The following is a 26,463-nucleotide window of genomic DNA, read 5'->3' on the forward strand; positions in this document are numbered from 1 at the left end:
TCCGGCTCCGCGCGAAGCCGGCGGCACAGGGGCGGCATTCCTCCGAATACCCCCTCCTGCCCCCTTCGCTCGCCCACCCGTGCCACCATCTTCCGGGCGGTGACGAGTGAGAAGCGACCACGACGGGACGGGATCAGGGCAGCGGCAGGGGCCGCCTGAGGAGGAGAGCCCCGCCGCCCACCGCGCTGCCCGCGATCGAGAGGCACAGGGAACGGGGGCGTCCCCCGGCGGACCGCCGCAGGAGGACGGCGGTCCGGCACACGGAGGTTCGGTGAAGCACGGTTCGGGGGAGCAGGGCGCCGCGGGGAAGCCGCCGACCCCTGCTTCGACGGGCGCGCAGGGCCGTGCGGAACCGCGCGGTCCCCGACCGGGCACCGGGGCGCACGGACCGCGCAAGGGTCCCGTCAAGGAGACGCTGGAGGCGGTGGCCGACCGCGTGGAGAGCGACGAGCCGCTCCTCTCCGCCCGCGTCCACCGCCCGTCCGACCTGCTCCGGCTCGTCCTCGGCGTGCTCGGCATAGCGGTCGTCCTCACGATCGCGAACTTCGCGCACGGTACGACGGCCGGGCTCGAGCAGGACATCGACAAGGGCACCCGCGAGGCGCCCGACCTCCTCATCCGGCTGATCGGGCTGACGTCCAGCATCGCGGTGCTGCTCGTCCCCGTGGTCTTCGCCGTCGAGCGCCTCATCAAGCGCGACGGGCTGCGGATCGCGGACGGCGTCCTCGCCGCCGTTCTCGCGCACGGCGCTTCGCTCGCCGTCGACCTGTGGGTGACGCAGGCGGCGCCCGACTCCATCCAGGAGGCGCTCACCAAGCCGATCACCAGCGGCGACGCGACCACGCCCGTGCACAGCTACCTCGCACCGGTGATCGCGTACATGACCGCGGTCGGCATGGCGCGCAGGCCACGGTGGCGGGTGCTGCTCTGGGCGGTGCTCCTGCTCAACGCGGCGGCCGTGCTCATCCCCGGGTACACCACCGCCTTCTCGATCGTCATCACGGTCCTCATCGGCTGGTCCGTCGCATACGGCACGCTCTACGCCGTCGGAACGCCCAACGTGCGGCCCACGGGGCAGACGCTCCTCGCCGGGCTGCGCCGGGTCGGCTTCAACCCGGTGAGCGCCCTGCGCGTGGAGGAGCCCGGCGAGGCCGAGAACCCGGACGCGAGCGACCGCGGCCGGCGCTACCGGGTGACGCTGGAGGACGGCCCTCCACTCGACGTCACGGTGGTCGACAGGGAGCAACAGGCACACGGCTTCTTCTACCGCGTCTGGCGCCGGCTGGCGCTCCGCGGCATCACCCAGAACCGCAGCCTCCAGTCGCTGCGCCAGGCACTCGAGCAGGAAGCGCTCCTCGCGTACGCCGCCACGGCGGCCGGCGCCAACGCACCGCGGCTCATCGCCACTTCGGAGCTGGGGCCCGACGCGGTGATGCTCGTCTACGAGCACATCGAGGGCCGCACCCTGGAGCGGCTCGGCGACGACGAGATCTCCGACGGACTCATGCGCACCGCATGGCGGCAGGTGAAGGCGCTCCAGTCGCGCCGGATCGCGCACCGGCGCCTCGTGGGGGACGCGCTCCTCGTCGACACCTCGGGCGCCGTCCACCTCACCGACCTGCGCGGCGGCGAGATCGCGGCGGGCGACCTGGTGCTGCGGATGGACGTGGCACAGCTCCTCACCAGCTTCGGTTTCCGCGTCGGCGCCGAACGGTCGGTCGCGGCGGCGGTCGAGGTCCTCGGACCCGACGCGGTCGCCGACAGCCTCCCGCTCCTCCAGCCGATCGCGCTCAGCCGCAGCACCAGGCACACGCTCCGCCGTCTCGGCAAGGAGCGGGCGCAGCGCGAACGGGAGGCGGTGATCGAGGCTTCCCGCTCCAACCGGGCCAGCAAGGAGCGGGACGGCGACCGGCGCTCGGTGCGCGCGGAGAAGCACGCCGAGAAGAAGGCGCTCGACGAGGCGCTGGAGGAGGCGCGCGAGGAGGACCTGCTGGCGCAGATCCGTCAGCAGGTGCTGCTGATCCGCCCGCAGGCGCCAATAGAGCCCGCACGCCTGGAGCGCGTGCGCCCGCGCACGCTGGTCACCTTCATCGCCGGCGCCCTCGCCGCGTACTTCCTCCTCACCCAGCTCTCCCAGGTACCGATCGCCGTCGTGACGGAGGCGAACTGGGCGTGGGTCGGCGGCGCGGTCGCCTTCTCCTCGGTGACGTACCTCTTCGCGGCCATGTCCCTGCTCGGCTTCGTACCGGAGAAGGTGCCGTTCCTCAGGACCGTCTCGGCCCAGGTCGCGGGGTCGTTTGTGAAACTCGTGGCGCCCGCCGCGGTCGGCGGCGTCGCGCTCAACGCGCGGTTCCTCCAGCGCCAGGGCGTGCGCCCGGGGCACGCGGTGGCGAGCGTCGGCGCGTCCCAACTCTTCGGGCTAGGCAGCCACATCACGCTGCTGCTCGTCTTCGGCTACCTCACGGGCACCGAGCACACCCCGACGCTCTCCCCGTCCCGCACCGTGATCGGCGGGCTGCTCACCGCCTCGGTGCTGGCGCTCGTCGTGGCGGCGGTGCCGGCGCTCCGCAGATTCGTCGCGGGGCGGGTGCGCTCGCTCTTCGCCGGCGTCGTTCCGCGCATGCTCGACGTGGTGCAGCGTCCGCAGAAACTCCTCTCCGGTGTGCTCGGGATGCTGCTGCTCACCCTCGCCTTCGTGATGTGCCTCGACGCCTGCATCCGCGCCTTCGGCCACGAGACGAGCTACGCCAACCTCGCCGTCGTCTTCCTCACGGCCAACGCGCTCGGCTCCGCGGCGCCGACACCGGGCGGACTCGGCGCCGTCGAGGCCGCGCTCATCGCGGCGCTGATCGCCTTCGGCGTACCGAAGGAGGTGGCGACGCCCGCGGTGCTGCTCTTCCGGCTGATGACGCTGTGGCTGCCGGTCCTCCCCGGGTGGCTGAGCTTCACTCAGCTCACACGGAAGGGTGCACTCTAGACCTCCCGCCGCCACCCGTACGCACCGTGCAGCGCGCTGCCCGCGCCGGTGTGCCCGGACGATGAAGCGAGCTTGCAGAGCTGCATCGCCCACCGGTGGGAGGACGTCCGATGCCTATCCACGTCTCCGCAGCACGACGCGGTGGCCTCGCCACCGCCGCGCTCGCGGTGGCCGCACTCGCCGGGGGTTGCGCGGCGCCTCCCGACGGTATGCAGGCGAGCGGGCGGATCGCCGTCGCCGGGACGTCGAGCCCGTCCGCCGACCTGCCGTCCTCGCTCACCGGGCAGCGTCTCGACTGGTCGCCGTGTCCCGCGCCGAGCGACAAGCAGGGGACGACGGGCGAGGCGCCGTCCCGGCTGCCGGACGGCACCCGCTGGGAGTGCGCGACCCTCAAGGCCCCGGTCGACTACTCGAAGCCGGAGGGCAAGACACTCGGCATCGAGATGATCAAGGCCAGGAAGGCACGCGGGAAACGCAGCGACGGCGACCGGATCGGCTCGCTCCTCTTCAACTTCGGCGGCCCGGGCGACTCCGGCGTCGCCACGCTCCCCAACGCGGCGCAGGACTACGAGAAGCTGCGCGGCCGGTACGACCTCGTCAGCTTCGACCCGCGCGGCGTCGGCCGGAGCAAGGGCGTCAACTGCCTCGGCGCCGAGGAGCTCGACCGCTACTTCGCAGCCGACTGGACCCCCGACACCAGGCGCGAGGAGAGCGGACTCCTCGCCCGCCAACGGCAGTTCGCCGAGGGATGCGAAAAGCGCGCAGGCGACCTGCTCCCCCACCTGACCACCGAGAACACCGCCCGCGACATGGACCTGATGCGGCAGGTGCTCGGGGACGACAGGCTGCACTATTTCGGCGTCTCCTACGGCACCGAACTCGGCGGCGTCTACGCGCACCTGTTCCCCAAGAAGGTGGGACGCGCCTTCTTCGACGGCATCGTCGACCCGACGACGACGCCGGAGCGCGGCGCCCTCAGTCAGGCGAAGGGGTTCGAACTCGCCCTCGGCAACTATCTGGAGAGCTGCGCCTCGCAACAGGACTGCCCCGTCGGCGACACCCCGCAGAAGGGCCGCAAGCGGATCGAGGAGCTGCTCACCCGCCTCGACTCCGGCCCGCTGCCGACGCAGGACGGGCGGAAGCTCACCGAGGCGCAGGCCGCCAACGGGATCGCGCAGGCCCTCTACTCCAAGGAGCTGTGGGGTTCCCTCACCGAGGGCCTCACCCAGGCGATCGACGACAAGGACGGCAGCATCCTGCTCTTCCTCGCCGACCTCCTCAACGGCCGCAACCAGAACGGCAGTTACAGCACCCTGCAATCCTCCCTCACCGCCGTGAGCTGCGCCGACGAGAAGCAGCGCTACAGCCGGGCGACGATCGCGAAACTGCTCCCCGACTTCACCGAGGCGTCCCCGATCTTCGGCGCCTCCTCGGCCTGGGCGCTCTCGCACTGCCACGACTGGCCGGCGCGCGGGAAGTCGAAGACGACCGACGTCGACGCGAAGGGCTCGGCACCGATCCTCCTCGCCAGCACCACGGGCGACCCCGCGACGCCCGACGCAGGGGCCCGCAACATGAAGCGCGAACTCGGCGAGGGCGTCGGCGTCCTGCTCACCTACGAGGGCGAGGGCCACGGCGCCTACGGTTCCACCGCCGGCCAGGGCGACGGGGAGGACGGCGGCCCCGGCTGCGTCGAGAAGGCGGTCAACGGCTACCTGCTCGACGGGAGGACGCCGAAGGACGGGACGAGCTGCGAGTGAGCCCGCCACACGACGAACACGACGAAGGGGCCCGCACCGAGGTGCGGGCCCCTTCGCGGACCGTTCAGTAGACCGGCTTCTCCGGTTCGATCTGGTTGACCCAGCCGATGACGCCGCCGCCGACGTGGACCGCGTCCGAGAAGCCCGCGTCCTTGAGGACGGCGAGGACCTCGGCGGAGCGGACGCCCGTCTTGCAGTGCAGCACGATGCGCTTGTCCTGCGGGAGCTCCTGGAGCGCGCTGCCCATGAGGAAGTCGTTCTTCGGGATCAGGCGGGCACCGGGGATCGAGACGATCTCGTACTCGTTGGGCTCGCGGACGTCGATGACGTCGATCTGCTCGCCCTCGTCCATCCACTCCTTGAGCTGCTTCGGAGTGATGGTGGCGCCCGCGGCCGCCTCCTGCGCCTCGTCGGAGACGACGCCGCAGAACGCCTCGTAGTCGATGAGCTCGGTGACCGTCGGGTTCTCGCCGCAGACCGCGCAGTCGGGGTCCTTGCGGACCTTGACCTGGCGGTACTCCATCTCCAGCGCGTCGTAGATCATCAGGCGGCCGACGAGCGGGTCGCCCGCACCGGCGAGGAGCTTGATCGCCTCGGTGGCCTGGATCGAGCCGACGGAGGCGCACAGCACACCGAGGACGCCGCCCTCCGCGCAACTGGGAACCATGCCGGGCGGCGGGGGCTCCGGGTAGAGGCAGCGGTAGCACGGGCCGTGCTCGCTCCAGAAGACCGACGCCTGGCCGTCGAAGCGGTAGATCGAGCCCCAGACGTACGGCATGTTCAGCAGCACGCAGGCGTCGTTGACGAGGTAGCGCGTGGCGAAGTTGTCCGTGCCGTCGACGACGAGGTCGTACGGTTCGAAGATCTCCATCACGTTGGAGGAGTCCAGGCGCTCCTCATGCAGGTTGACCGTGGTGTACGGGTTGATCCCGAGCACCGTGTCCTTGGCGGACTCGGCCTTGGAGCGCCCGATGTCCGCCTGGCTGTGGATGATCTGGCGCTGGAGGTTGGACTCGTCGACCTCGTCGAACTCGATGATGCCGAGGGTGCCCACCCCCGCCGCGGCGAGGTACATCAGCGTCGGGGACCCGAGGCCCCCTGCGCCGACGCAGAGCACCTTCGCGTTCTTCAGCCGCTTCTGCCCCGCCATCCCGACATCCGGGATGATCAGGTGGCGCGAGTATCTGCGGACCTCGTCGACGGTGAGCTCGTCAGCTGGCTCAACCAGGGGTGGCAGTGACACGGATACCTCAACAAGGGTGTTGGTCTGGGACGTACGTACGGGTTCCTCCCCCACCGGGGCGGGGTCGGTCCTCTCGTAACACTGCCACGGGCCTTCTCATTCCGAGACGGTAGGTCCGAGCCGCGAGACGAGCTCGTCCCACCAACCGGTCAGGCCCGCACCGGGGTTCCGGCCGCGGTCCGCGGTGCGGTCGGTGCGGCGGACCGTGCCGCAGGGGCGCCGGGCGCCGGGCCTCCGGTGGCAGCAGCGGTCCGGCGGATGCCGTGCCGTCGGGGGCCTCCATCAGGGGCCGACGTAGACGACGTGCGCAGCCCCCCGGGTGCAGCCCGTGGCCGCGGAGGCGGCTAGCCCCCGAGACAGCGGACCGTTCGACGAACCGGCGCGCCTAGGAGGCGAGTTCGCCGCACGTCCGCGCGATGTTCCGCATGCCGAGACGGCCGAGCGGCTCGACGCCACCGGAGCCGGAGCGCGGCAGCGGCGCGCTCCGGCTCCGGGCCGCCGCCCGGGGCCGGCCAACTCGCCCCGGGCCGCGGGCGCGAACAGCGGACGCGCCCGGGCCGGCACACCGCCCCGGGCGCCCCGCGCGACTGCCCCGGGACCCGACCGCGCCGTGCGACGAGGACGCACGTCGCCGCCCGTCAGATGCGGCACGCAGCCTCCATCCAGATGTCGGCGAGCGACTCCTCCAGGCCGATACGCGGCCGCCAGCCGAGCCGGTCGCGTGCCGTCCGGATGTCGGCCTGCTGCCAACTGCCGCAGCCGTCCGGGTACGGGAACGAGGCGGGCGAGACCTGCCCGTCCCTCGGCCCGCCCTGCTGCCCCGGCAACTGCGCCACGCCCAGCTCCCGCGCAGGCCCGGCGGGACCCGGGTGGGGCGCGCCCGATTCGTGGACCTGCCCCGTGAACCCCGCGACCCGTGCCAGCAGCGAGGTGGCGTCGCGCAAGCGGACCGCACGCCCCGTACCGATGTTGATCACGCCCTGGGCCGCCGAGAGCGAGGCGGCGTGCACGGCACGGGCCACGTCCCGCACGTCGACGAAGTCCCGCTGCGCACCGAGCCCGTGCATCCGCAGCTCGGCGTCCCCGTGCTGCATCGTGCGGCGCATCGCCTCCGCGAGACGGCCCAGCGGGGCGCCCGCGGGCGTTCCCGGACCGACGGGCGAGAAGACGCGGAGCACCACCGCGTCGAGCCCGGAGGCGAGGACGAGCTCGGTCGCCGCGAGCTTGCTGACGCCGTACGGGCCGCCGGGTCGCGGCACCGAGTCCTCGCCCGTCGACGAGCCCGGTTGGGAAGGGCCGTACTCGGAAGCGCAGCCGACGTGGACGAGCCGGGCACCGCAGCCGCTGCGGCGCAGCGACTCGCAGACCGTCGCCGTCGAGACGACGTTGTGCCGGATCAGCTCGCGCCCGCCGCCGCGTGTCGCGCCGGCGCAGTTGATCACGACGCCCGGGTGCACCGCGTCGAGGAAGCGGGTGAGCGCCCCCGGGCTCCCCGTGGACAAATCGAAGCGGACGTCCGCGTCGTCGCTCCGGCCCAGCGCGGTGAGTTGCACGGCCGGGTCGGCGAGGAGGCGGTCTCCGACGAAACGTCCGAGGTAACCGCTGGCTCCCAGCAGCAGCACTCTCATCGTGTGGACTCCTTCGGGCTCGGTGCGCGGTGGCTTGCCTGCGCTTGGGTCACTTGCTGCTCCTTGTCGTTCGTCGCGCCCGCGCGGCGCGAGCGCAGGGCGTGGAAGGGACACTGCCGCGCCCCCTCGTGGACACCGCGGGGCACGGCGGACGTCCGGTGCGGCTGCGCGGCCCGCCCCCTGCCCGCGCCCGGCTCACGGGGCCGCCCCGCACCGGTGCGCCGAGGCGCGGGCGAGCGCCCTGACCGCGTGGACGAGCAGCACCAGCGCGGCCCCGCCGCACGCCAGCAGGGGCACGACGGGCGGTCCCACGGCTGCCACGGCGACCTCCACCGGGCGGCCGACCGGCGCGAGCGACGGCACCCTCGCCGCCAACACCGCGCCGAGACAGAGGAGTTCGAGCCCGGCCGCAGCACCCAGGCCCGCTGCGGCGGCGGAGTGCAGACCCCGTGCGGCGAGGAGCAGCCCGAGGAAGAACAGCACGGCGAGCGCGGTCGCCGCCGCCTGCGCCCACTCGCCGGGAGGGTGCGCGTACCCCGGAAGCGGAAGCAGCGACAGCACGGTGACGGCCTCCACCACGAAGAGCGAGCCGACGAAGACCGCCACCACCAGCAGCACCAACGGCCGCACCCGGGAGGTGAGTTCGCCGAGGTTCCGGCTGTCGGCGAGCCGCCTCCGGGCGGCGCGCGCGAACCAGCGGGCGCACCACACCGCGGGCGCCACGGCGAGCGCCAGCCCCAGCGGAACGCTCGGGTCGGGCGCGGGGAGCGGCCCCGGGGGCAGGTCGGGCCCTCCGCCGAGGACCTCCTCCAGGGCCTGGTCCCCGTAGAGCGCGTACGCCAGCAGCCAGCCGCAGGCGAGCAGCGCACCCTTGCTCGGCGCCACCCGGCGCAGCACGATCCGCAGCGCCACGAGGACGGCGACGGCGCCGGCGACCGCGATCACCGCGCCGGCCGGATGCGGCCCCGGCAGGCGGCGGGCGTCCGCCGTGAGCAGGAGCGCCGCGACCGTCAGCAGGCAGAGCAGCGCGGGCAGCAGCGGCACGGCGGCCTCGGCGACCGCACGCGCGCGCGGTACGCGCGCTCCCGGCGCGGCTGCCGAGGGCTCGGCGTCCGGGTGCGCTGCGCGCGCGAAGAGCTCCTCGGCGAGCGAGAAGACGTCGCGGTGGCGGAAGCGCGCGGCCGTACGGTCGGTGAGGCCGAGCGCCTCCAGGCCGGCCGCGATCTCCAACGGGTCCACCGCCCGCTCGCACAGGGCACGGTGGCGTTCCAGCAGGCGGCGGACGGGATCGGCGGAGCGGGTCCCGCTCGACTGCCGTGCGGCGGGTGCCGCCGTGACCGGCGTCCTCCGCGACGGCTCGCCGCCGTCCCGCGGTCCGGACGCGCTGACGCCGACGTCGGCGAGCAACTCCACGCCCTCGACCGGGGGTTCGCCTCCCTCTTCCCGCCCGGAAGCCCGGCGGAGACGGCCTTCCTCCGACCGGCGCCGCTCGTACGCGGCCGGCTGCCGCCACGCGTCCGCCGACGAGGCGGCCAGGCCGGCGGCCCCTCTCTCGGGGTCTCCGTGCGGCCTCACCCGTGCCCCCCTCCACGACGTGCGGTACGTGCCGTGCCGACGGGCACGGGCGAGGCGGCTCGACTGCTGCGCGCCCAAGTCGGCACCTGCGGCGGAGGGGTGGCCGGGCCCTCCTCGCCGTGCGCACACAGGTGCGTCTCGGGGGTGACGGCGAACGGCCTCGTGGCGCGGGTCCGCGGCGGCCCGTCCGAGCGCCGGGAGATCAGCTCCAGGTAGATGCCGCGGAACGCCTCGACGTTCTGCTCGACGGTGAACAGCTCCAGCGCTCTCGCCCGCGCGGCGGCGCCGAGCCGCGCGCGCCGCTGCGGATCGAGGAGCAGCGAGGCGCAGGCGTCCGCGAGCGCGGCCGGGTTGCGCGGCGGGACCACGAGTCCCGTACCGCCGACGACTTCGCAGACGGCGCCCACGTCCGTCGCGACCGTCGCACGGGCGCAGAACATCGCCTCGACCAGCGGCACGGGGAACCCCTCGACGACGCTGGAGAGCACCACGGGCCCTTCGCCCGCAAACGCGTCGGCGCGCGAGGCGGGTTGCCTCGCCCGGCACCCGGGCCCCGGCAGCGCCCCCTCGAAGGAGACCGGGTTGCGGCCCTCGCCTGAGGCGCCGGTCGCCTCGTCGGGGAAGAGCCCTGCCGCCACGGCGCGGCAGTGGGCCGCGTAACCGGCGTCGGAGCCGTGGTCGGCGACGATCCGCAGTCGGGTGCCGGGCACGCGCTCCCGGACGCGGACGAGTGCATGGAGGAGGGTGACGACGTCCTTCGCGGGAGCGAGCCGTCCGACCCAGGTGAGCACGGCCGTCCCGGGCCTCTCGTCCGCGGCTTCGCCGAGCTCCGCGTACGGCGAGGCGTCCATGCCCGGGTGGACGGTGCGCAGCCGCTCGGCCGGGGCGCCGCACCGCTCCTGCCAGCGGCGGGTGTGCGCGTTGCCCGGCGTGATCAGGTCGGCGGTGCGGTACGCCTCGCGGACGAGCAACTGCTGGAAGGCCGCGAGCACCGCACGGACGGGCGCACGCGCACCGGCGACCGCGAGGACGCCGGCATCCCCGGCGCCGTGCAGGAAGTGCTCACGGAGGCGGACGCTGTACTCGGTGAGGAGGAGGGGCGTGCCGAGGTTCCGCTTGGCGAGCAGCCCGGGGAGGACGGCCGGCCCTGCTCCGACGGCGTGGACGAGGTCGGCGGCGGCGAGCCCGGCGGTCCCGGAGGCGCCGTACCAGTCGAGGGAGAGCGGACGCAGGGCGCGCTCCAACCGCGCGGCCACGGCGAGGAGATCGGGGACCTGCGCCGACTGCACCACCCGGGGCGCGCCCGCGCGGCGGCACGCCGACTCCAGTACGTGCAGGGCGTCCTCGGAGCGGAGGGCGGCCGAGAGCCCTCCGTGCTCGGCCGCGAGCGCGGCGAGACCGTGGAGGGCTCGGCTGAAACGGTCCTCCACCGGGGCCACGCGCCCCGACTGCCCCGCACCGTCCCGCAGTTCGACGACCGGACGGCAGACGGCGTCGGCCAGAGCCCCGAACTCCGCACGGAACCGCCGCCGGACCCTGCGCCCGTACGGCATCGCGGCCGCCTCGGTCCCCCGGCCCGGCGCGTCCCACAGCCCCGCCTCGCGCACCCCGACGACGTTCCCCGGAAGCGGAACCCGGCCCGCCTGCTCCTGACGCCGGCTGCGGCTGAGCGCGTAGACCTCGAACTCGTGGCTGTGCAGCCCGCGCAGCAGCCGGTCGCACCAGCCGGCGACCTCACCCTGCACGTAGGGGTAACCACCCTCGGTGAGCACTGCGACGCGCACGGGCACCCCGTCCCTCTCCTCGGCGAGCCACTGCGCCGAAAGCACCAGTGGCGTGACGGCGAAGACGCTATGCGCGGCGGGAGAAGGCGGTGGACGGTTGTCCGCCGCACCACCGGAAGGGGTGAACCCCCGTGACTTTCCCGGGGGTTGGGCGTTGACGTGCGCCTAGTCGCGCGGGTACGGCCAGGCGTTGGGCCGGCACGTGGCACCGTCGGTGCTGAGGAACTTCGTCTGCTGCATCATCACGGGAGCGAGCGCACCCTGCTCGGGGCAGCCCACATGGCCGTGGCCGAGGCGGTGCCCGACCTCGTGGTTGATGAGCATCTGCCGGTACGCGAAAAGGTGTTCGTCGCCGAAGGTCTTCGCACCCTGCGCCCAGCGGTAGGCGTTGATCACCACGCGCTCGGTGGCCGCCGAGTCGCAGGAGACCTTCTGCTCGCTGGTGTCGAGCCCGGACTTGGCGCACCACACGTCGGTCGTGCGCGGACTGGCGAGGCTGATCACGAAGTCGGCGCGCTCCGAGGAGACGCGCTCGAAGCTGCGCTCGCCGCCGTGCGCCCAACTCCGGTCGTCGTTGAGGGTCTTGTGGACCGCCTCGGTGAAGAGATCCGTGTCCAGCGGCAGCCCCTTCTCGACGTCCACCCGGTACCGCACGACGTTGGCACCGCCGGGCCCCTTCTCGTGGCCGCCGACCGTGCGGAAGCTGCCCGAGCCGGCGAAGTCGGCCGCCAGGGGCACGGGGGCCGCCATCTTCTCCGCGTACGTCGTGGGAGCTGCCCCCTTGGTGTCGCCGGCTCGGGCGGCGCCCGAGCGCGCGGCCTCGTCGACCGTCTCGTCGCTGCGCTGCCCCACGCCTGCGTCGCCGTTGTCGCTCCCGGAGGCGTCGTCGGAGACCTGGCCCGCGACGGTGACGGCGAGGACCGTCGTCACGGCGGCCGCCGCGATGCCGGTGATCGTCCGGCCGCGGGAGGCCCGCCGGGGCGGCGGCACGATCGGTGCGAGCGGCGCCGGCGGCTCCGCGCCCTCGGCGGACGGCTCGGGCTCGTGCCTCGGCGCCGGCGTACGCGGGGGCTGCGGCGCCCTGGGCGGTGCGCCCTGCTGCACGCCGCGGGGCGCACCCGCCGCGAAGACGTCGTCCTGCGGGTCGTCGAAGGCGTCGAGGTACTCCTGCCGCGGGCCCTGCTGGGGCGGGGGATGCGCCGGCGCACCGAGATACGGGCGCACCCGCGGGCGCGGGACGGACTCGTCGTGCTCGGTGTGGTCGCCGCGCACCTGCCCCTGTCCCGGGGTGCCGAAGGCAGGCGAACCGTGCGCCGGGGTCCCCTGCGGTGGGGGCACTTGGGGCACGCCGGCGGGCGGCGTGAACGCCCCGGGGGGCGCGACCCGCGGCGTGCCGGCGGGCGGGGTGACGTCAGCACGCGGCACCCCGTGGGGCGGGGTGCCGGAGACGGGGCGGCCGTAGGTCTGAGGTGCTCTGGGCTGCGGGGCGCCGGCCGCGGTCTCCTCGGACGCCCGGGACTGCTGCCCGGCGCCCGACTGCGGCGTGCCCTTGCGGCTATGGCGTCCCACTAGTCACCTTTCGGGGGTACATGCGTTGACTCCGCAGCCTCGCGGGCGGCGGTACTCGCCGTCAACCGAGCCTGATCCGCGACGAGTTCACGGAAAGCGGCGCCGACGGCCTCGGGGTACTCCATCATGGCGACGTGCCCGGCCTCGGGGAGCTCCAGCAACCGCGAGTCGCGGAAGGCGGCGCTCGCACGGCGCGCCATCCGGAACCCGACGAGCTGGTCGCGGCCTCCGTAGACGAGCAGCGTCGGCGCGAGCACGCGCTCCGCCTGCCGCCACAGCGAGTGCTGCCCACCGAGCGTGTAGGCGTCGACGAGCCCCCTCGTCGAGCGGACCATCGCGTCCCAGAAGTAGGGAAGCCGCTGCCGGCTGCGGTATTCCTCGACCGCGGCGCCGAACGCCCTCGCGTCCACGCGCGACGGGTCGCCGTAGCAGAGCGCGAGGACGTTGCCGACCCGGCGCTCCGGCGTCCAGTCGCGCGAGAGGCGGGCGAAGAGCCCCGCAACGCCCGGCACCGCGAGCAGCGCCGTCGGCAGGGCGCTGCGCTGCGGCGGGAGCTCCGGCAGCGCGGGCGATATCAGCGTCAGGGTGCGCACCAGGTCGGGCCGGAGCGCGGCGACCCTCGTGGCGACGGCGCCGCCGAGGGAGTTGCCGACGAGGTGGACGGGACCGCGCGCCGGCCGCTCCGCGGAGTCGAGGTACCGGACGAGCGCGCGGGCGTGGCCGGAGACCGAGTAGTCGCCGTCGTCGGGCGGCGGCGAGAAACCGAACCCGGGGAGGTCGACGGCCTCGCCCGCGACGGTGCCCGAGACCTCGCCCAGGAGCGCGGACCAGTTGAGCGACGAACCGCCGAGCCCGTGCACGAGGAGCGCGGGCGGCAGCTTCCCGTCGAAGGCACGGGACCGCCGGACGGCCAGGCTGTACCCCGGGAGCCGCACCGTGTGGACGGTCTCGGCCGTGCGCTCGGTGACCGGCGAGGGGATGGGCGCCGACGGTGGCAGCGCGCTGCTCTCCCCGGCCTCTTCGGTTGAGGACATGCGGCAATGTTACGAGAGGGTCACACCTCCTCCCCTCCGGCTCCCCGAACTCGGCACCTCCCTCCCGGCGCCGGGAGGGAGGGCATGCGGATCACGCCGGGCGCTCCTACGCTCGGTGTGCAGGGCGCAGGCCCTGGAAAGGGGAGGTGACATGGCTGTCGATCCGACGGACCCGGACTTCGAGGACATCTACGAGGACGAGAGCGAGGAGGAGATGGACATCGAGGCGCCCGAGGCCGACGCCGCCGAGCAGGCCGCCGAGCTGCTCCGCCAGCGGCAGGAGCCGATCACCGAGCGCGGCGTGACCGAGGCGGACCCGGCCGACGCGGCCGAGCAGGCGGAGGTCGTCGAGGAGACCGACGAGGAGGAGTACCGCTAGCGCGGGGCGTACCCACAAGACGGAGAGCGGCCGGGATGGTCCCGAAAAGGGCAGGTCGGAAGGGGGTCCGAGGGTGCGCGGAGGGAAATTCTCCGCTCGCGACGCACACACTTCGGTTACCCAAAAGTACGATGGCGAGGCGCGCACCCCCGCGCGCAGAGACCAAGGAGGCCGCGTGACAGCCATGGAGCAGACCGAGGCGCGTCCGCGAGGGACGCGTCTGCCCCGACGGGCCAGGCGCACCCAGCTTCTGGGCGCCGCCCAGGAGGTCTTCGTGGCGCACGGATACCACGCGGCGGCCATGGACGACATCGCCGAACGCGCCGGGGTCAGCAAGCCGGTCCTGTACCAGCATTTCCCCGGCAAGCTCGACCTCTACCTCGCGCTTCTCGACCAGCACTGCGAGTCCCTGCTCAACGCCGTACGCACGGCGCTCGCCTCCACTTCGGACAACAAGCAGCGCGTCCTCGCCACGATGGACGCCTACTTCGCGTACGTCGAGGACGAGGGCGGCGCCTTCCGCCTCGTCTTCGAGTCGGACCTCACCAACGAGCCCGCCGTGCGCGAGCGCGTCGACAAGGTGAGCGAGGACTGCGCGAAGGCCGTCAGCGAGGTGATCGGGGAGGACACCAAGCTCCCCGAGGAGCAGGCGATGCTGCTCGCGATGGGGCTCTGCGGTATGGCGCAGATCACCGCGAGGTACTGGCTCAGCGCCGGCCAGCAGCTCCCGCGCGACGCCGCGGCGAAGCTGATCGCCTCCCTCTCGTGGCGCGGCATCGCGGGCTTCCCCATGCAGTAGGCCCCCGCGGGCTCCGCGCCCCGCTCCCGGCCAAGCGCCGTCGGAGCGGGGCGTGTTCGCTGCCGGCGTGCGGGTGCACGCAGCACCCCGGCGCCGCACCGGGCTAATGTTGCCCCGTACGGCGCGGTCAGCCGCGCACACACTGCCCCCAGGGGACCCCAGAGAGTCGGAGGGACATAGCCGTGGAGGTCAAGATCGGCGTGCAGCACGCGCCGCGGGAGATCGTCGTCGAGACCAAGAAGGCTGCTGACGAGGTCGAGAGCGCGGTCACCGCTGCCCTCTCGGGGGACGTCAAGGTGCTCACCCTCGTCGACGAGCACGACCGCAAGGTCCTGGTCCCTTCCGACCGGGTCGCCTACGTCGAGCTCGGCGAGCCGACGGGCCGGAAGGTCGGCTTCGGCACCATCTGAGCACCGTGCCCGCAGGCGCCCCACGTCGAGGCGCAGCCGACGGCGGCGGCCCCGGAATTCACCGGGGCCGCCGCCGTTTCACGTGCGCGCGTCGCGGGGAGGACCCGGGCGACCTGACAGCACGCAGTCCCCCGGGGAGGCCCCACATGTTCTGGGAGGCACTCGGCTCCGCACTGCTCGGAGCAGCAGTCGCCTGTGCGGCGCTGCGCAGGTTCCCGACGCATCTGCCGCAGCCGGCGCTCGTCCTCGCGACGGGCGGCGTCTCCGGCCTCATCGGCGGCCTGATCACCAGGATCGTGCTCGGCTCCGGACACACGCCGTCCGTGCTCGTGGCCGCGCTCGGCGTCTGTGCGGCGCTGCTCTCGCTGCTGCTGAGCGACGGGGAGAGCGGCAGGCGCCCGCGCCGCCCGGCGCAGCGGCAGCCGCTCAGGCAGCCAGGCCCAGCGCAGCCATCCGCTTCGTATGGGCCTCGGTGATCCGCGAGAACATCCGCCCGACCTCGGCGAGGTCGAAGCCGTCGGCGATCCCGCCGACGAGCATGGTGGAGAGCGCGTCCCGCTCGGCGACCACCCGCTGCGCCTGCGAGAGCGCCTCGCCCATGAGCCGCCGCGCCCAGAGCGCGAGGCGTCCGCCCACCCGCGGGTCGGCCTCGATCGCGGCACGCACCTTCTCGACGGCGAAGCTGGAGTGACCCGTGTCGTCGAGGACGGAGAGGACGAGGCCGCGGGTGTCCGAGTCGAGGCGCGCGGCGACCTCCCGGTAGAAGTCGCTGGCGATGGAGTCGCCGACGTACGCCTTGATGAGGCCCTCCAACCAGTCCGAGGGCGCCGTCTGCCGGTGGAACTCGTCGAGCGCGGCGGCGAAGGGCTCCATGGCCGCCGTCGGCTCCGCATCGATCGCCGCCAGGCGCTTCTTGAGCTGCTCGAAGTGGTGGAACTCGGCCGAGGCCATCGACGCGAGTGCCGCCTTGTCCCCGAGCGACGGGGCGAGCTTGGCGTCCTCGGCGAGGCGCTCGAAGGCGGCGAGCTCGCCGTAGGCGAGGGCACCGAGCAGGTCGATCACGGCCGCGCGGTACGTCGGATCGGCGGAGGCGCTCGCCCAGTCCTGGGCGGCGATGCCGGTGGGCGCGGGTTCCGCAGCAGCCGCGGATTGCTCTGCGGTGGTCTTGTCGGACGTCTCCATACCGCGCACGATAGCCCGATACCCTGGGCGCCGAACCCCCGGCCGCCGCCCCGCAGTTCCGGGCCGAGCCACCCGGCACCGCGGCAACCGTGCACACAGCAGGCGTCGTACACAACAGTCGCCCCGGTACACATGCGCGGATTCGCGGTACAGTGATATACGGCTCGCCGTATCGGTGAGCTTCCTTATGAACGCGGATGCCCGGTCGGTGGCACGATCGGCTCCGACCTGACAGCCCTCCGCTGGCTCGCGCTCCCCGCGCGGACCGCGATGGAGGGACCGCTCGCGCGGGAAGGGCGCCTGAGCGAGGGGGCCAGTGGTCCCGCACCGACGACCGTACGCGTACGGCAGCCGACATGCGGTACGACCCTCCTCCCGCTCCACAGGGGACCGCCCCACGTGCCCCGTCCCGCGCGTCACACAGAAGAGGCAACCATCCTGTCCGCCACCTTTCGCGATCTCGGAATCCTTCCCGAGTCGGCCGAGGCCCTCGAGGCCGTCGGCATCACCACACCGTTTCCCATCCAGGAGATGACGCTCCCCGTCGCGCTCGCCGGCAAGGACGTCATCGGCCAGGCGAAGACCGGCACGGGCAAGACGCTCGGGTTCGGGCTGCCGCTGCTGGAGGCCGTCTCCGTCCCCGCCGACGTCGAGTCCGGCCGTGTCGCCGCGGAGAAGCTGTCCGACGCGCCGCAGGCGCTCGTGGTCGTGCCCACCCGCGAGCTGTGCACCCAGGTCACCAACGACCTCCTCACCGCGGGCAAGGCGCGCGATGTCCGGGTCGTCCCGATCTACGGCGGCCGTGCCTACGAGCCGCAGGTCGAGGCGCTCCAGAAGGGCGTCGACATCGTCGTCGGCACCCCCGGGCGGCTGCTCGACCTCGCCGGGCAGCGGAAGCTGCGCCTCTCCGAGGTGCGCGCGCTCGTCCTCGACGAGGCCGACGAAATGCTCGACCTCGGGTTCCTCCCCGACGTCGAACGGATCATCGAGATGCTGCCGACGCGGCGGCAGACGATGCTCTTCTCGGCGACGATGCCGGGGCAGGTCGTCTCGCTCGCCCGCCGCTACATGAGCCAGCCGACGCACATCAGCGCCTCCGAGCCCGACGACGTCGGCAAGACCGTCGCCAACACCGAGCAGCACGTCTTCCGTGCGCACTCGCTCGACAAGGTCGAGATGGTCTCGCGCATCCTCCAGGCCGAGAGCCGCGGACTCGCGATGATCTTCTGCCGTACCAAGCGCACTGCGGCCGACGTCGCAGAGCAGCTCACCCGACGCGGCTTCGCGTCCGGCGCGGTCCACGGCGACCTCGGGCAGGGCGCCAGGGAGCAGGCGCTCCGCGCCTTCCGCAACGGCAAGGTCGACGTGCTCGTCTGCACCGACGTGGCGGCCCGCGGCATCGACGTGGACGGCGTCACGCACGTGATCAACTACCAGTCCCCCGACGACGAGAAGACCTACCTGCACCGCATCGGCCGCACCGGCCGCGCGGGCGCCTCGGGTACGGCCGTCACCCTCGTCGACTGGGACGACATCCCCCGCTGGCAGTTGATCAACAAGGCGTTGGAGCTCGACTTCAACGACCCGCAGGAGACGTACTCCACCTCGGCGCACCTCTACTCGGAGCTCGGCATCCCCGAGGAGACCAAGGGGATACTGCCGCGGACCGAGCGCACCCGCGCCGGGCTCTCCGCCGAGCAGGTCGAGGACCTCGGTGAAACCACGCACGGCAGGAGCGCCAAGCAGCAGGAGGAGCAGCGCCCCGCCCGCGCACGCACCCGGCAGCGCCGCCGCACCCGCAGCGGCGTCCAGGTCGACGAGGGCGGAGAGGCCGCTGCCGAGAGCGAGGGCTCCGGCGAGAGCACGCCGGCCCGCGCCCCCCGGCGCAGGCGGCGCACGCGCGGCGGCCAGCGCCCCGCGGCAGCGGGCTCCGACTCCGCGGCCTCCGCCCCCGACGCCTCCGCCGGCCAGGGCACCGAGGCCGCCTCGGACGCGTCGTCCGAGGGCCAGCCGCGGAAGCCGCGCAGGCGTCGGCGCACCCGGGGCGGTGCGGGCCGGGCGCAGAGCGCCGAGAGCTGACGTACGGGGGCGGGCCCCGGCCCGTCGCCCGCTCGCAAGGGGTGTGCGCGGACCGTGCGCACCCCGTGTGCGCGCCCGGTCACCGAGCGGGTAGCGTCCTGGGCATGAGCAGGCCCCCTTTCCTCGAACTCCCCCCGGGCGCCGAGTCGTTCCGTCTCAGCACTCCGCGCGGGGAGTTCGCCGTGTCGGCCGCCGGGCGGCCGCGGCTCGGCACCGCGCTCCTGGTGCCGGGGTTCACCGGCAGCAAGGAGGACTTCGTCGGGCTGCTGGCGCCGCTAGCCGATGCGGGGTTGCGTGTCGCCGCGCTCGACCAGCGCGGGCAGTACGAGACGCCGGGCCCCGCCGAGGAGACGGCGTACGCGCAGAGCGAGTTGGCTCGCGACGTCCACGCCGTCGCGGAGGCGTTCGGCGGCCCCCTGCATCTGCTGGGGCACTCGCTGGGCGGGCTCGTCTGCCGTGCCGCCGTCCTGGCGGACGCCGCTCCCTTCCGCTCGCTGACGCTGGTGAGCAGCGGGCCGGGGGCCGTGTGCGCCGCGCAGCAGAAGCGGATCGGCCTGCTTCTGGAAGCGCTGCCGGCGCTCGGCATGGCCGAGGTGTGGGACGCGATGGGCCGACTCGATCCGACGGAGGCGCCGTCCGCGGAGACGCCGCCGCGGACCGCCGAGTTCCTCCGTCGTCGCTGGCTCACCACCGTTCCGCAGCAACTCGTCGCCACGGCACGGCAGTTGCGCGACGAACCGGACCGCACGGCGGAGCTCGCCGCCGTCGGGCTACCGCTCCACGTGCTCTCGGGCGAGGAGGACGAGGTCTGGCCCGTCCCCTGGATCGACGCGATGGCCGAGCGGCTCGGCGCCCGCCGGACCGTCGTCGCGGGGACGGGGCACTCGCCCAACGCGGAGCGCCCCCGCGAGACGGCCCGCGCGCTGGCCGCGTTCTGGTCGGACGTCGCGGTCAGCCCTCACCGTTGATGAACCGCGTGATGCCGTTCGCGATCTGCTGCACGGCGATGGCGGAGAGGAGCATCCCGGAGAGCCGGGTGACGAGCACCACGCCGCCGTCCTTGATGACGCGGATGATCAGCAGCGAGTACCGCATCACCAGCCAGAGCACGAGGTGGATGGCGACGATCGCCGACCAGACGGAGAGCTGCCCGGCCCATCCCTCGGCCCGCTGCACCGCGAGGATGACGGAGACGATCGCACCGGGCCCGGCGAGGAGCGGCATGCCGAGGGGGACGAGGGCGACGTTCACCTCCTTCGTCTGCTTCGGCTCGTCGGTCTTGCCCGTGAGGAGGTCGAGCGCGACGAGGAGGAGTAGCAACCCGCCCGCGACCATCAACGCCGGGATCGAGACGTGCAGGTATCCGAGGATCTGCCGGCCGCAGATCCCGAAGAGCACGATGACGCCGAAGGCGACGGAGGCCGCCTGCAACGCGAGGCGGCGCTGCACCTTGACGGGGCGCCCCGAGGTGAGGGCGAGGAAGATCGGGGTGGTCCCGGGCGGGTCCATGATGACGAAAAGGGTGACAAAGACGGACCCGAAGAGGGCGAAGTCGAACACGGCGGTGCCTTGCAGGGTGAGCGGATCGAGCGATCCGGGTGGATCACGGGTGACGCGGCGCGTGCACCCGCGCGCGCCGGCGGCGCGCGAGAGGGAGTGGTCAGCCGGTGACGGGGGCGGTTCCTGAGCCTCGGGCGGCGATCTCGGCGTAGACGTCGGGCGCGGTCTCGAACTCGCCGAGGCGGACCGTCTTGCGGCTGCCGTGGTAGTCGCTGGACCCGGTGGCGAGGAGGCCCAACTCGCCCGCGAGGGCGTGGAGTCGGGCGCGCGTGCCGGGCGGGTGGTCGGCGTGGTCGGCCTCCAGGCCGTCGAGACCCGCCGCCGCCAGCTCTGCTATGGCCTCTTCCGAGACGCACTGTCCGCGCACCGCCGCGAGCGGGTGCGCGAAGACGGAGACACCGCCCGCGGCCTTGACCAGCCGGACGGCCTCGAAAGGGTCGAGCTCGTACTTGCCGACGTACGCGCGCCCGTCGTTGGCGAGCCACTCCGGCGTGAAGGCGTCGGAGACGGTCTCGACGACGCCGAGTTCGACCATGGCGGTGGCGATGTGCGGGCGTCCGACGCTGCCGTCGCCCGCGATCTCGGCGACCCGTTCCCAGGCGAGCGGCACGCCGAGTTCCTGGAGCTTGGAGACCATGCCTTGGGCGCGCGGAATGCGGTCGTCGCGGACGAGTGCGCGGGCGCGGGCGAACCGGGGCTCGGCCGGGTCGAAGAGGTAGGCGAGCAGGTGCAGGCTGATTCCGTCGAGCCGGCAGGAGATCTCGGCACCCGGCACGAGGGTGAGCCCCTCGGGGAGCGCGGCGGTGGCCTCGTCGTGCCCGGCGACGGTGTCGTGGTCGGTGAGCGCGACGACGTCGAGCCCGGCGGCCGCGGCTCCCGCGACGAGTTCGGCCGGGGTGTCCGTGCCGTCGCTCGCGGTGGAGTGCGTGTGCAGGTCGATACGCACGGTGCGGCTCCAACGGTGCTGACGGGACGGAAACTTGCCACCAGCCTAGTGCGCCGCCGACTGTGCCGGACAGCGAGGGTGCCGGCGGCTAGAGGAACCGGGGCGAGAGCGCACCGCAGGGCAGCAGGCCGACCTCGGCACCGGCGTCCCGCAGGTCGGTGAGGACCAGCTCGTCGTGGACGAGCAGCCCCGCGCGCTCCGGCCAGGCGATCGCCCACAGCCACAGCCCTCGCGCCTCGCCCGCGAAGACGGCGCGGTCTTCGGGCGCCTGCGGCAGGTGCCGCAGCAGCGCCGGCCGTCCCGCCGCCAGTACCGCGCCGGGTGCCGACCCCTCGTCGCCCTCCCCCGCCTCGGGGACGGGGACGCCCGCGTAGCCGGCACCCAGACCGACGTCCAACTCCTCGGCGACGAAGAGGAGTTCGGCCGTACCTCCGAGGGGCCCGGGGCCCGAGCAGGCGACGGCCGTCCCCCGCGCGCCGCTGTGGTCGTCGCCGGCAGTGGCGACGCCGGTGAAGAGCCAGCCGACCGGGAGCGGCCAGGGCATCCAGACGGGCACGCGCGCACGCTCGACCGCCACCGCGAGCGCCTCGACGCTCGGCGGGACGACAGGTTGCAGCGGATGCACGCTGCCGTGGGCTTCGCACTGCCAGGTGTCGGCGAAGAGACCGGGCGCCCGCACCCGGCTTCCGCACTTCGGGCAACTGGGTTCGCCCCTCATGGGCCATAACGGTCCTCCGGGGTCGGCACTGCGTCAAGGAGATCACCCGCACCCCTGCCGGGCTACGGGTGTTGTGGTATGCAGCCGTCGGCGGGGAGCCGATGTGCGGTGCTAGGCACGGGAGTTGGGCGTAGGCGGTCCGTCCGTCCGCCAGGTGACGGCGGCTTGCGGGCAGCCGTCCGCGAGGTCGTCGGCGGGGGCGTGCCCGGCCGAGAGCCAGGCGTCGAAGAAGCGTCGCGCACAGGTCGCCGTGGTCCTTCGGACGCTGGGGGCCTCCAGGGTGCCGAAGAGCCGGTCGCGCTCCTCCGGCGTCCAGGGCGCGTCCGCTCCGGAGGCGGCGAGGAGCAGCGCCAGGTCGGTGAAGCTGTAGTGGCCCGCACCGCGCACCTCGATGCGCCGGCCCCAGGCGCGGTGACGGTGCATGAAGGCGTCCCAGGACGGCATCGCGATCGCCTCGGTGATCAGGAGGAAAGGCCGGGTGAGGCCCGAGACCACGGCGGATCCGAAGAGCATCCCGTCGACGCTGGCGCCCGCCACGAAGCGGGGGTCGCCGTGCAGGGCCTCGGCGGCCGCCGAGCCGCCCAGGGAGTGGCCGAAGACGCCCGCGCGTACGGGGCCGCCCGCGCGCCGCAGGCGGGCGAGGGGCGAGGGGCCGCGCGTGCCGCCGAGTACATCGAGGACGAAGCTCAGGTCGGCCGCCCGCAGGTCGGAGTAGGCGCGCAGTTCCTCCGGGTCGCGTGTCATCGGGCCGCCCGGCACGACGCGGCCGTCGGGGAACTCGGCGGGGCTGTCGTGGGTGTGGTCGACGCCGACGACCACGTAGCCGTGGCTGGCGAGGTCCTCGGCGAGGGCGGTGCACAGCTCGGCGGGATCCTGCCGGCCTCCGCCGAAGAGCAGGAGCGGCGCGTCGGGCACCGCGGGGTCCGGCGGGGCGTCGCTCAGGGCGTGCGTCCGGATATCGCTGAGCACTCCGGGCGGCAGGGAGAACCGCTTCTCCGTCAACTGCGCCACGCCTTCCGCGAGGTAGCTGCCAGGGCAGCCGCCGTCGGGACGGGTGGTGGGGAACCATGCCCGGACCATCAACTCGCGCGGACTGGCGCCGTGCGGATCGACGCGCTCCTCGTCCACGAGGTGGTGGCGGCGGGTGCCGACGCAGGACGGTCCGGTCGGTGCGGGCAAGCGCGGTTCTTTGGTCATGCTTCTCCTGAGACGGGCCGGCTGCTCACGGCGGCTGGGTGCCGATCCGCCGGAGTCGGGGCGTAGCGCGCAGCTTCGGGGCCCGGGCGGCTGGGGGGCCGGCGACGCCGGGAGGAGGGCCGCAGGGTTCCGGCGGTGCGGGGTGCCGTGGTGGGGCTTTGCGGGGGCGGCAGTCGGGCGCCCGGCGGGCGGAGTGCGTCTTTCGGGGCGGCAGGGTGCGGCCGGCTTCACCGTCGGCGTCGCGGGGCCCTGCGATGCGACCCGAAGTGGCAGGGAAAAGCACGGGGCAAGGGCGACCCGTAATGTTTCACAAGAAATGAGAAGCCCCCCGAAATTCTCCTCCACGGAAAACTCCATTACCGTACACACGCCTCTTTAAGCCGGTCAAGAGTGAGGGTTCCCGCACGCGCTTACCATGAGGCCCGCATTCCGTTACGCCGACACGAGCACCGGCCGACACTCGGCGTGCGACGGCCAACAGAGAGCCCCGGCATACATCGACATTGACGACATTCCACCCCGCAGCGACGCCCGGAAACCGCTTGCGGCCTCCTTCTGTGTGGGCTAAATTCCCTCGAGTCGTCGCCGGATCAGGACCAACGAATCAGCGGTCCGCGTTCCCTGAGAGAAGCCGTGCGAAGCGGAATCTGCGGAAACTCATATTCCGGCTGCCGATCCGAGCGACTCCGGAAAAGGAGACCAGGATGACCGACGCGTGGGACGAGCAGTTCGAGGAAGCGCTGCGCTCCGTACTGCCCCACATGCCGCGGGACGAGCCGCTCCTCCCGGAGACCGACCTGGCCCGGGCGGGCCTGGACTCCATGACGACCGTCGAGCTCCTGCTCCTCCTGGAGGAGTCCTACCGCATCTCTGTCCCCGACGAGCTGCTCCGGGCCGCCACCTTCGCCACCGCAGGCAGCCTGTGGCAGGCCATAGCCGACGTGCTCGCGGGCGACGCGGCATGACGGACGCCCGGGGAGCCGCAGCCCCGACCTTCACGAACGACCTTTCGTCGCCTGCGAGTTGAGCGGTGCCCCGCTCACACCGCGGGGCCGAGCTGCTGCAGAGTACTCGCAGGTTTCTCCACCACGGCGCGCACCGCCGCCCCGAAGCTCCGGCACAGCGCCTCCGTCTCGTCCGGGGTGAGGACCGCGGGGTCGCACACCGACACCATGGAGAGCGAGTCCCCGAGGCGCACATCCGTGAGGAGCGTGGGACCGGCGTCGCGCGGCTTCGCCAGGCTGAAGCGCCCCTCGTCCCGGGGGATCTCCGCGGGCGCCGTCGTCGACGGCGTGTCCGCACGGAAGTTGAAGCCGCAGCTGAACCGCACGTCCGGCAGACCGTGCGCGGTGGCGGCCGCGGCGCGCTCCCTCGCATAGTCGTCGACGTCGTACGAGGCCAGCGAGTACGCACGCCGGGCGCGGGCGTCCAACGTCCGTGCGTACGCGGCGAATTCCGCCGCCCGGTCGGTCTCCACCAGCAGGGGGACGATCTGCGTCGTACTGCTCACCAGGGAGCGGAGGGCGGGCGAGACCCGGTTGGCCGCCACCAGGTTCACGGCGGAGCGCTCGATCCCCAGGATCGAGTGGAGGCAGAGGCCCCAGCAGGCGAGAAGGAGACTCTGCGGGGTGATCTCGAGCCTCTCGCAGACGGGCCGCACGTGATCGGCGTGGAGGGGCACTTCGAACATGGCGTTGGTCCGCTGCCCTCCCTTGCCCGCGCTGGCCGGTAGCGCACGCAGGTCGGCGGTGCTCAGCGCGTCGAAGAGCCGCCGCCGGTACCCGGCGGCCGCGCTCCGGCGGCCCTCGCCCGCCGGGGAGCGCTGCTCCTCCGCCAGCGTGCGGGGTTGCAGCACCCCGCCCGCAAGCCCGTCGGTGCCCTCCCGCAGGAGGAGGCCGAACTCCCGCGAGAGCAGGTCGAGTGCCCAGCCGTCGACCGTGAGGTGGTGGCCGACGAAGAGCACCCGCGCCGGGCCGCCGGCCGTCTCCTGGACGACGGCCCGCCAGGCGGGTTCCGCGCAGGGGTCGAAGGTGCGCCGGCGCCGCTCGCCCATCAGGTCGGCGGGCGCGCGGACCGACTCGCCGGAGACCGCGACGTGTTCGACCGGCAGGTCGGGCAGCTCCTCCAGGACGGTCTGCCCGGGGACCGCCCCGTCCACGTCCCGGTAGACGGTGCGCAGCGACTCGTGGCGGGCGACGAGGACGCGTAACACGGTGTGTACGCGGTCGCGCGAGGTGCCGGGGGGAAGATCCCAGGACTCGCCCAGGTTGGCCTCGTAGCGAAGCTGCGGCGGGATGCCCTCCATGGTGCGCCACGCGTGCAACTGGCCGTAGGAGAGCGGGGCTTCGGACACCTCGGCTGCCTCTCGTCGTGGGGTGGTCGCGGGCGGGGAGCCGTCACCGCCGGGCGAGGTGCAGGCGGTAGGTCCAGCGCCAGTCGCGCGGCGCGGAGAGCCTGCGGGCGGCGACCTCGCGCAGTGCGTCGAGGCCGATGTCGGCCTCGGTCGTTCCCGAGGCGAGCAGGTTCCCGGTGTCGCCGATGGTGAGCGCACACGTGATCAGCCGGGCCGCGTCGCCCGTCTCCTTCCGATGCAGCTCGCACTCCTGCACCTCCCGGAACAGGCCGGAGGCGGCGAGCAGTTCGTGTGTACCCGGACCGCGCGGGCGCGCGGAGGTGCGGCCCCGGGACCGCGCCTGCCGGACCCGGCGTCGGAACTCCACGAAGGCGTCGTCCACCTCGGGGTCCACCTGCGGCGGCCAGGACGGGTTGTAGACGGCGAGGAGACCGCCGGGGCGCACGATCCGGGCGATCTCGGGGAGTGCCCGAGCGGTGTCGCACCAGTGCAGGGACTGGGAGGCGGTGACGACGTCAGCGCAGGCGTCCGGGAGGCCGGTGGCCTCCGCTGTGGCGTCGCGGACCTCGACAGGTGTGCCGGCGAAACGCCCGGCCGTCACGTGCCGCGAGAGGACGGCCCGCATGTCGGCCGCCGGCTCCACGGCCACCACCCGGGAAGCACGGCCGGCCCACAGGAGCGTGGAGAGGCCGGTGCCCGCCCCCAGATCGACGACGGTGGGCGCCGGGGCGGCGCCTGTTTCGAACAGGAGGTCGACGATCTCGTGAGGGGGGCGGGGGCGGGCCGCGTCGTAGTCGTCGCCGAGTCCTGCGAAGAGGCCGGCTGCGCAGGCGTCCGCAGCCTTGTTCCGGTCAGGCATCGCGCTCCTCGAAAGCAGCGGTCGTCACCGGCCCGATCCGCCGTGGGCGGCGCCGGCCGGCCGTGGGCCGGCGGCCAGGGCGGGTCGTGAGGACAGATCGTACGGGAGCCCGCTCGGCGGCGCCACGATGCCCAACGGGCGCTCGTCGCCGCCGTGTTGGCGTCCGTCGGGGATGCCGGCCCCGTGGGGGCGGCCCGGGGGCCGAAGCGGCCTGCGCCGTGCCGACGCTCGATAGGGTGGAGCGCCTTGTGCAGCCCGTTGCGCGCCGGCTTCCCGCGCAGTCCCATCGCCCTGGAACGGGCCCCCGAGCCCGTGCTCGACGCTCCCGAACCCCTACCGTCCACTCTGCGCGGCCGGCGTCCCGGCACGGACGGCACCGAAGCAGCTCCGGCCTTCTCCCGCAGGACGACC

At 73.6% G+C, this 26,463-nt stretch carries 22 protein-coding genes; 9 read left to right on the forward strand and 13 right to left on the reverse strand.

The window, feature by feature from the left end; all coding sequences use genetic code 11:
- Nucleotides 1-271 precede the first annotated feature (271 nt).
- Together F603_RS0106235 and F603_RS0106240 are read left to right on the forward strand one after the other, a co-directional pair.
- On the forward strand, nucleotides 272-2,977 hold the full coding sequence (locus F603_RS0106235) for a lysylphosphatidylglycerol synthase transmembrane domain-containing protein (RefSeq protein WP_019545150.1): 2,706 nt from the start codon (nucleotides 272-274) through the stop codon (nucleotides 2,975-2,977).
- Nucleotides 2,978-3,087: 110 nt separating this feature from the next.
- Nucleotides 3,088-4,737, forward strand: a complete 1,650-nt coding sequence (locus F603_RS0106240) for an alpha/beta hydrolase (protein ID WP_019545151.1) — start codon at nucleotides 3,088-3,090, stop codon at nucleotides 4,735-4,737.
- Between the two features lie 64 nt (nucleotides 4,738-4,801).
- Here F603_RS0106240 and moeZ read toward each other — a convergent pair whose 3' ends face one another.
- The 6 genes from moeZ to F603_RS0106270 form a co-directional block, all read right to left on the reverse strand.
- Nucleotides 4,802-5,980 carry an adenylyltransferase/sulfurtransferase MoeZ gene (moeZ, locus tag F603_RS0106245; RefSeq protein WP_026328181.1) on the reverse strand — a complete coding sequence of 393 codons (1,179 nt, stop codon included), beginning with the start codon at nucleotides 5,978-5,980 and terminating at the stop codon, nucleotides 4,802-4,804.
- Nucleotides 5,981-6,618: 638 nt separating this feature from the next.
- Nucleotides 6,619-7,608 carry an NAD-dependent epimerase/dehydratase family protein gene (locus tag F603_RS0106250; protein ID WP_019545153.1) on the reverse strand — a complete coding sequence of 330 codons (990 nt, stop codon included), beginning with the start codon at nucleotides 7,606-7,608 and terminating at the stop codon, nucleotides 6,619-6,621.
- Between the two features lie 195 nt (nucleotides 7,609-7,803).
- The gene (locus tag F603_RS0106255; RefSeq protein ID WP_106431264.1) at nucleotides 7,804-9,183 is read right to left on the reverse strand and encodes a hypothetical protein; all 1,380 of its coding nucleotides are present in this window, start codon (nucleotides 9,181-9,183) and stop codon (nucleotides 7,804-7,806) included.
- Nucleotides 9,180-10,973 carry a DUF3492 domain-containing protein gene (locus F603_RS0106260; RefSeq protein WP_019545155.1) on the reverse strand — a complete coding sequence of 598 codons (1,794 nt, stop codon included), beginning with the start codon at nucleotides 10,971-10,973 and terminating at the stop codon, nucleotides 9,180-9,182. The genes F603_RS0106255 and F603_RS0106260 overlap by 4 nt, the downstream gene beginning before the upstream one ends.
- A 159-nt stretch (nucleotides 10,974-11,132) precedes the next feature.
- Complete coding sequence (locus F603_RS0106265) at nucleotides 11,133-12,536, reverse strand: DUF3152 domain-containing protein (protein ID WP_019545156.1); 1,404 nt, start codon at nucleotides 12,534-12,536, stop codon at nucleotides 11,133-11,135.
- A complete protein-coding gene (locus F603_RS0106270) occupies nucleotides 12,536-13,570 on the reverse strand; it encodes an alpha/beta fold hydrolase (protein WP_019545157.1) in 1,035 nt (344 codons plus the stop codon). The genes F603_RS0106265 and F603_RS0106270 overlap by 1 nt, the downstream gene beginning before the upstream one ends.
- Nucleotides 13,571-13,721: 151 nt before the next feature.
- Between F603_RS0106270 and F603_RS0106275 the strand changes: the two genes are divergently transcribed.
- From F603_RS0106275 to F603_RS0106290, 4 genes are all read left to right on the forward strand, one after another.
- The gene (locus F603_RS0106275) at nucleotides 13,722-13,949 is read left to right on the forward strand and encodes a hypothetical protein (protein ID WP_019545158.1); all 228 of its coding nucleotides are present in this window, start codon (nucleotides 13,722-13,724) and stop codon (nucleotides 13,947-13,949) included.
- Nucleotides 13,950-14,124: 175 nt separating this feature from the next.
- Nucleotides 14,125-14,748, forward strand: a complete 624-nt coding sequence (locus tag F603_RS0106280) for a TetR family transcriptional regulator (RefSeq protein WP_026328182.1) — start codon at nucleotides 14,125-14,127, stop codon at nucleotides 14,746-14,748.
- Nucleotides 14,749-14,930: 182 nt separating this feature from the next.
- On the forward strand, nucleotides 14,931-15,158 hold the full coding sequence (locus F603_RS0106285) for a DUF3107 domain-containing protein (RefSeq protein WP_016907560.1): 228 nt from the start codon (nucleotides 14,931-14,933) through the stop codon (nucleotides 15,156-15,158).
- Nucleotides 15,159-15,304: 146 nt separating this feature from the next.
- A complete protein-coding gene (locus tag F603_RS0106290) occupies nucleotides 15,305-15,634 on the forward strand; it encodes a hypothetical protein (protein ID WP_019545160.1) in 330 nt (109 codons plus the stop codon).
- Here the strand turns inward: F603_RS0106290 and F603_RS0106295 are convergent.
- Complete coding sequence (locus F603_RS0106295; protein WP_019545161.1) at nucleotides 15,585-16,340, reverse strand: ferritin-like fold-containing protein; 756 nt, start codon at nucleotides 16,338-16,340, stop codon at nucleotides 15,585-15,587. The two genes, F603_RS0106290 and F603_RS0106295, sit on opposite strands and share 50 nt — an antisense overlap.
- A 531-nt stretch (nucleotides 16,341-16,871) precedes the next feature.
- Between F603_RS0106295 and F603_RS0106300 the strand changes: the two genes are divergently transcribed.
- Both F603_RS0106300 and F603_RS0106305 read left to right on the forward strand, forming a co-directional pair.
- Nucleotides 16,872-18,419, forward strand: a complete 1,548-nt coding sequence (locus F603_RS0106300; protein WP_245600699.1) for a DEAD/DEAH box helicase — start codon at nucleotides 16,872-16,874, stop codon at nucleotides 18,417-18,419.
- A 104-nt stretch (nucleotides 18,420-18,523) separates the two neighbouring features.
- Nucleotides 18,524-19,387, forward strand: coding sequence for an alpha/beta fold hydrolase (locus tag F603_RS0106305; protein WP_019545163.1), 864 nt, complete (start codon nucleotides 18,524-18,526; stop codon nucleotides 19,385-19,387).
- Here the strand turns inward: F603_RS0106305 and F603_RS0106310 are convergent.
- From F603_RS0106310 to F603_RS31660, 4 genes are all read right to left on the reverse strand, one after another.
- A complete protein-coding gene (locus F603_RS0106310; protein ID WP_019545164.1) occupies nucleotides 19,371-19,979 on the reverse strand; it encodes a MarC family protein in 609 nt (202 codons plus the stop codon). The genes F603_RS0106305 and F603_RS0106310 overlap by 17 nt on opposite strands.
- A gap of 100 nt (nucleotides 19,980-20,079) precedes the next feature.
- Entirely contained in the window at nucleotides 20,080-20,925 is an 846-nt protein-coding gene (locus F603_RS0106315) for a PHP domain-containing protein (protein WP_019545165.1), read from the reverse strand.
- Nucleotides 20,926-21,013: 88 nt separating this feature from the next.
- The gene (locus F603_RS0106320; protein WP_026328183.1) at nucleotides 21,014-21,643 is read right to left on the reverse strand and encodes a DUF6758 family protein; all 630 of its coding nucleotides are present in this window, start codon (nucleotides 21,641-21,643) and stop codon (nucleotides 21,014-21,016) included.
- Nucleotides 21,644-21,754: 111 nt separating this feature from the next.
- Nucleotides 21,755-22,840 carry an alpha/beta hydrolase family protein gene (locus F603_RS31660; RefSeq protein WP_019545167.1) on the reverse strand — a complete coding sequence of 362 codons (1,086 nt, stop codon included), beginning with the start codon at nucleotides 22,838-22,840 and terminating at the stop codon, nucleotides 21,755-21,757.
- A 704-nt stretch (nucleotides 22,841-23,544) separates the two neighbouring features.
- On the opposite strand from F603_RS31660, the gene F603_RS0106330 reads away from it, so the two are divergent.
- Nucleotides 23,545-23,805, forward strand: a complete 261-nt coding sequence (locus F603_RS0106330; RefSeq protein WP_019545168.1) for a phosphopantetheine-binding protein — start codon at nucleotides 23,545-23,547, stop codon at nucleotides 23,803-23,805.
- 74 nt (nucleotides 23,806-23,879) lie between these two features.
- Here the strand turns inward: F603_RS0106330 and F603_RS0106335 are convergent, their stop codons facing one another.
- On the reverse strand, nucleotides 23,880-25,193 hold the full coding sequence (locus tag F603_RS0106335; RefSeq protein WP_019545169.1) for a condensation domain-containing protein: 1,314 nt from the start codon (nucleotides 25,191-25,193) through the stop codon (nucleotides 23,880-23,882).
- Between the two features lie 43 nt (nucleotides 25,194-25,236).
- Nucleotides 25,237-26,052: a class I SAM-dependent methyltransferase gene (locus F603_RS0106340; RefSeq protein WP_019545170.1), complete on the reverse strand. Its 816-nt coding sequence runs from the start codon at nucleotides 26,050-26,052 to the stop codon at nucleotides 25,237-25,239.
- Between the last annotated feature and the right edge of the window lie 411 nt (nucleotides 26,053-26,463).

The organism is Streptomyces sulphureus DSM 40104 (assembly GCF_000381025.1).
Taxonomy (GTDB): domain Bacteria; phylum Actinomycetota; class Actinomycetes; order Streptomycetales; family Streptomycetaceae; genus Streptomyces; species Streptomyces sulphureus.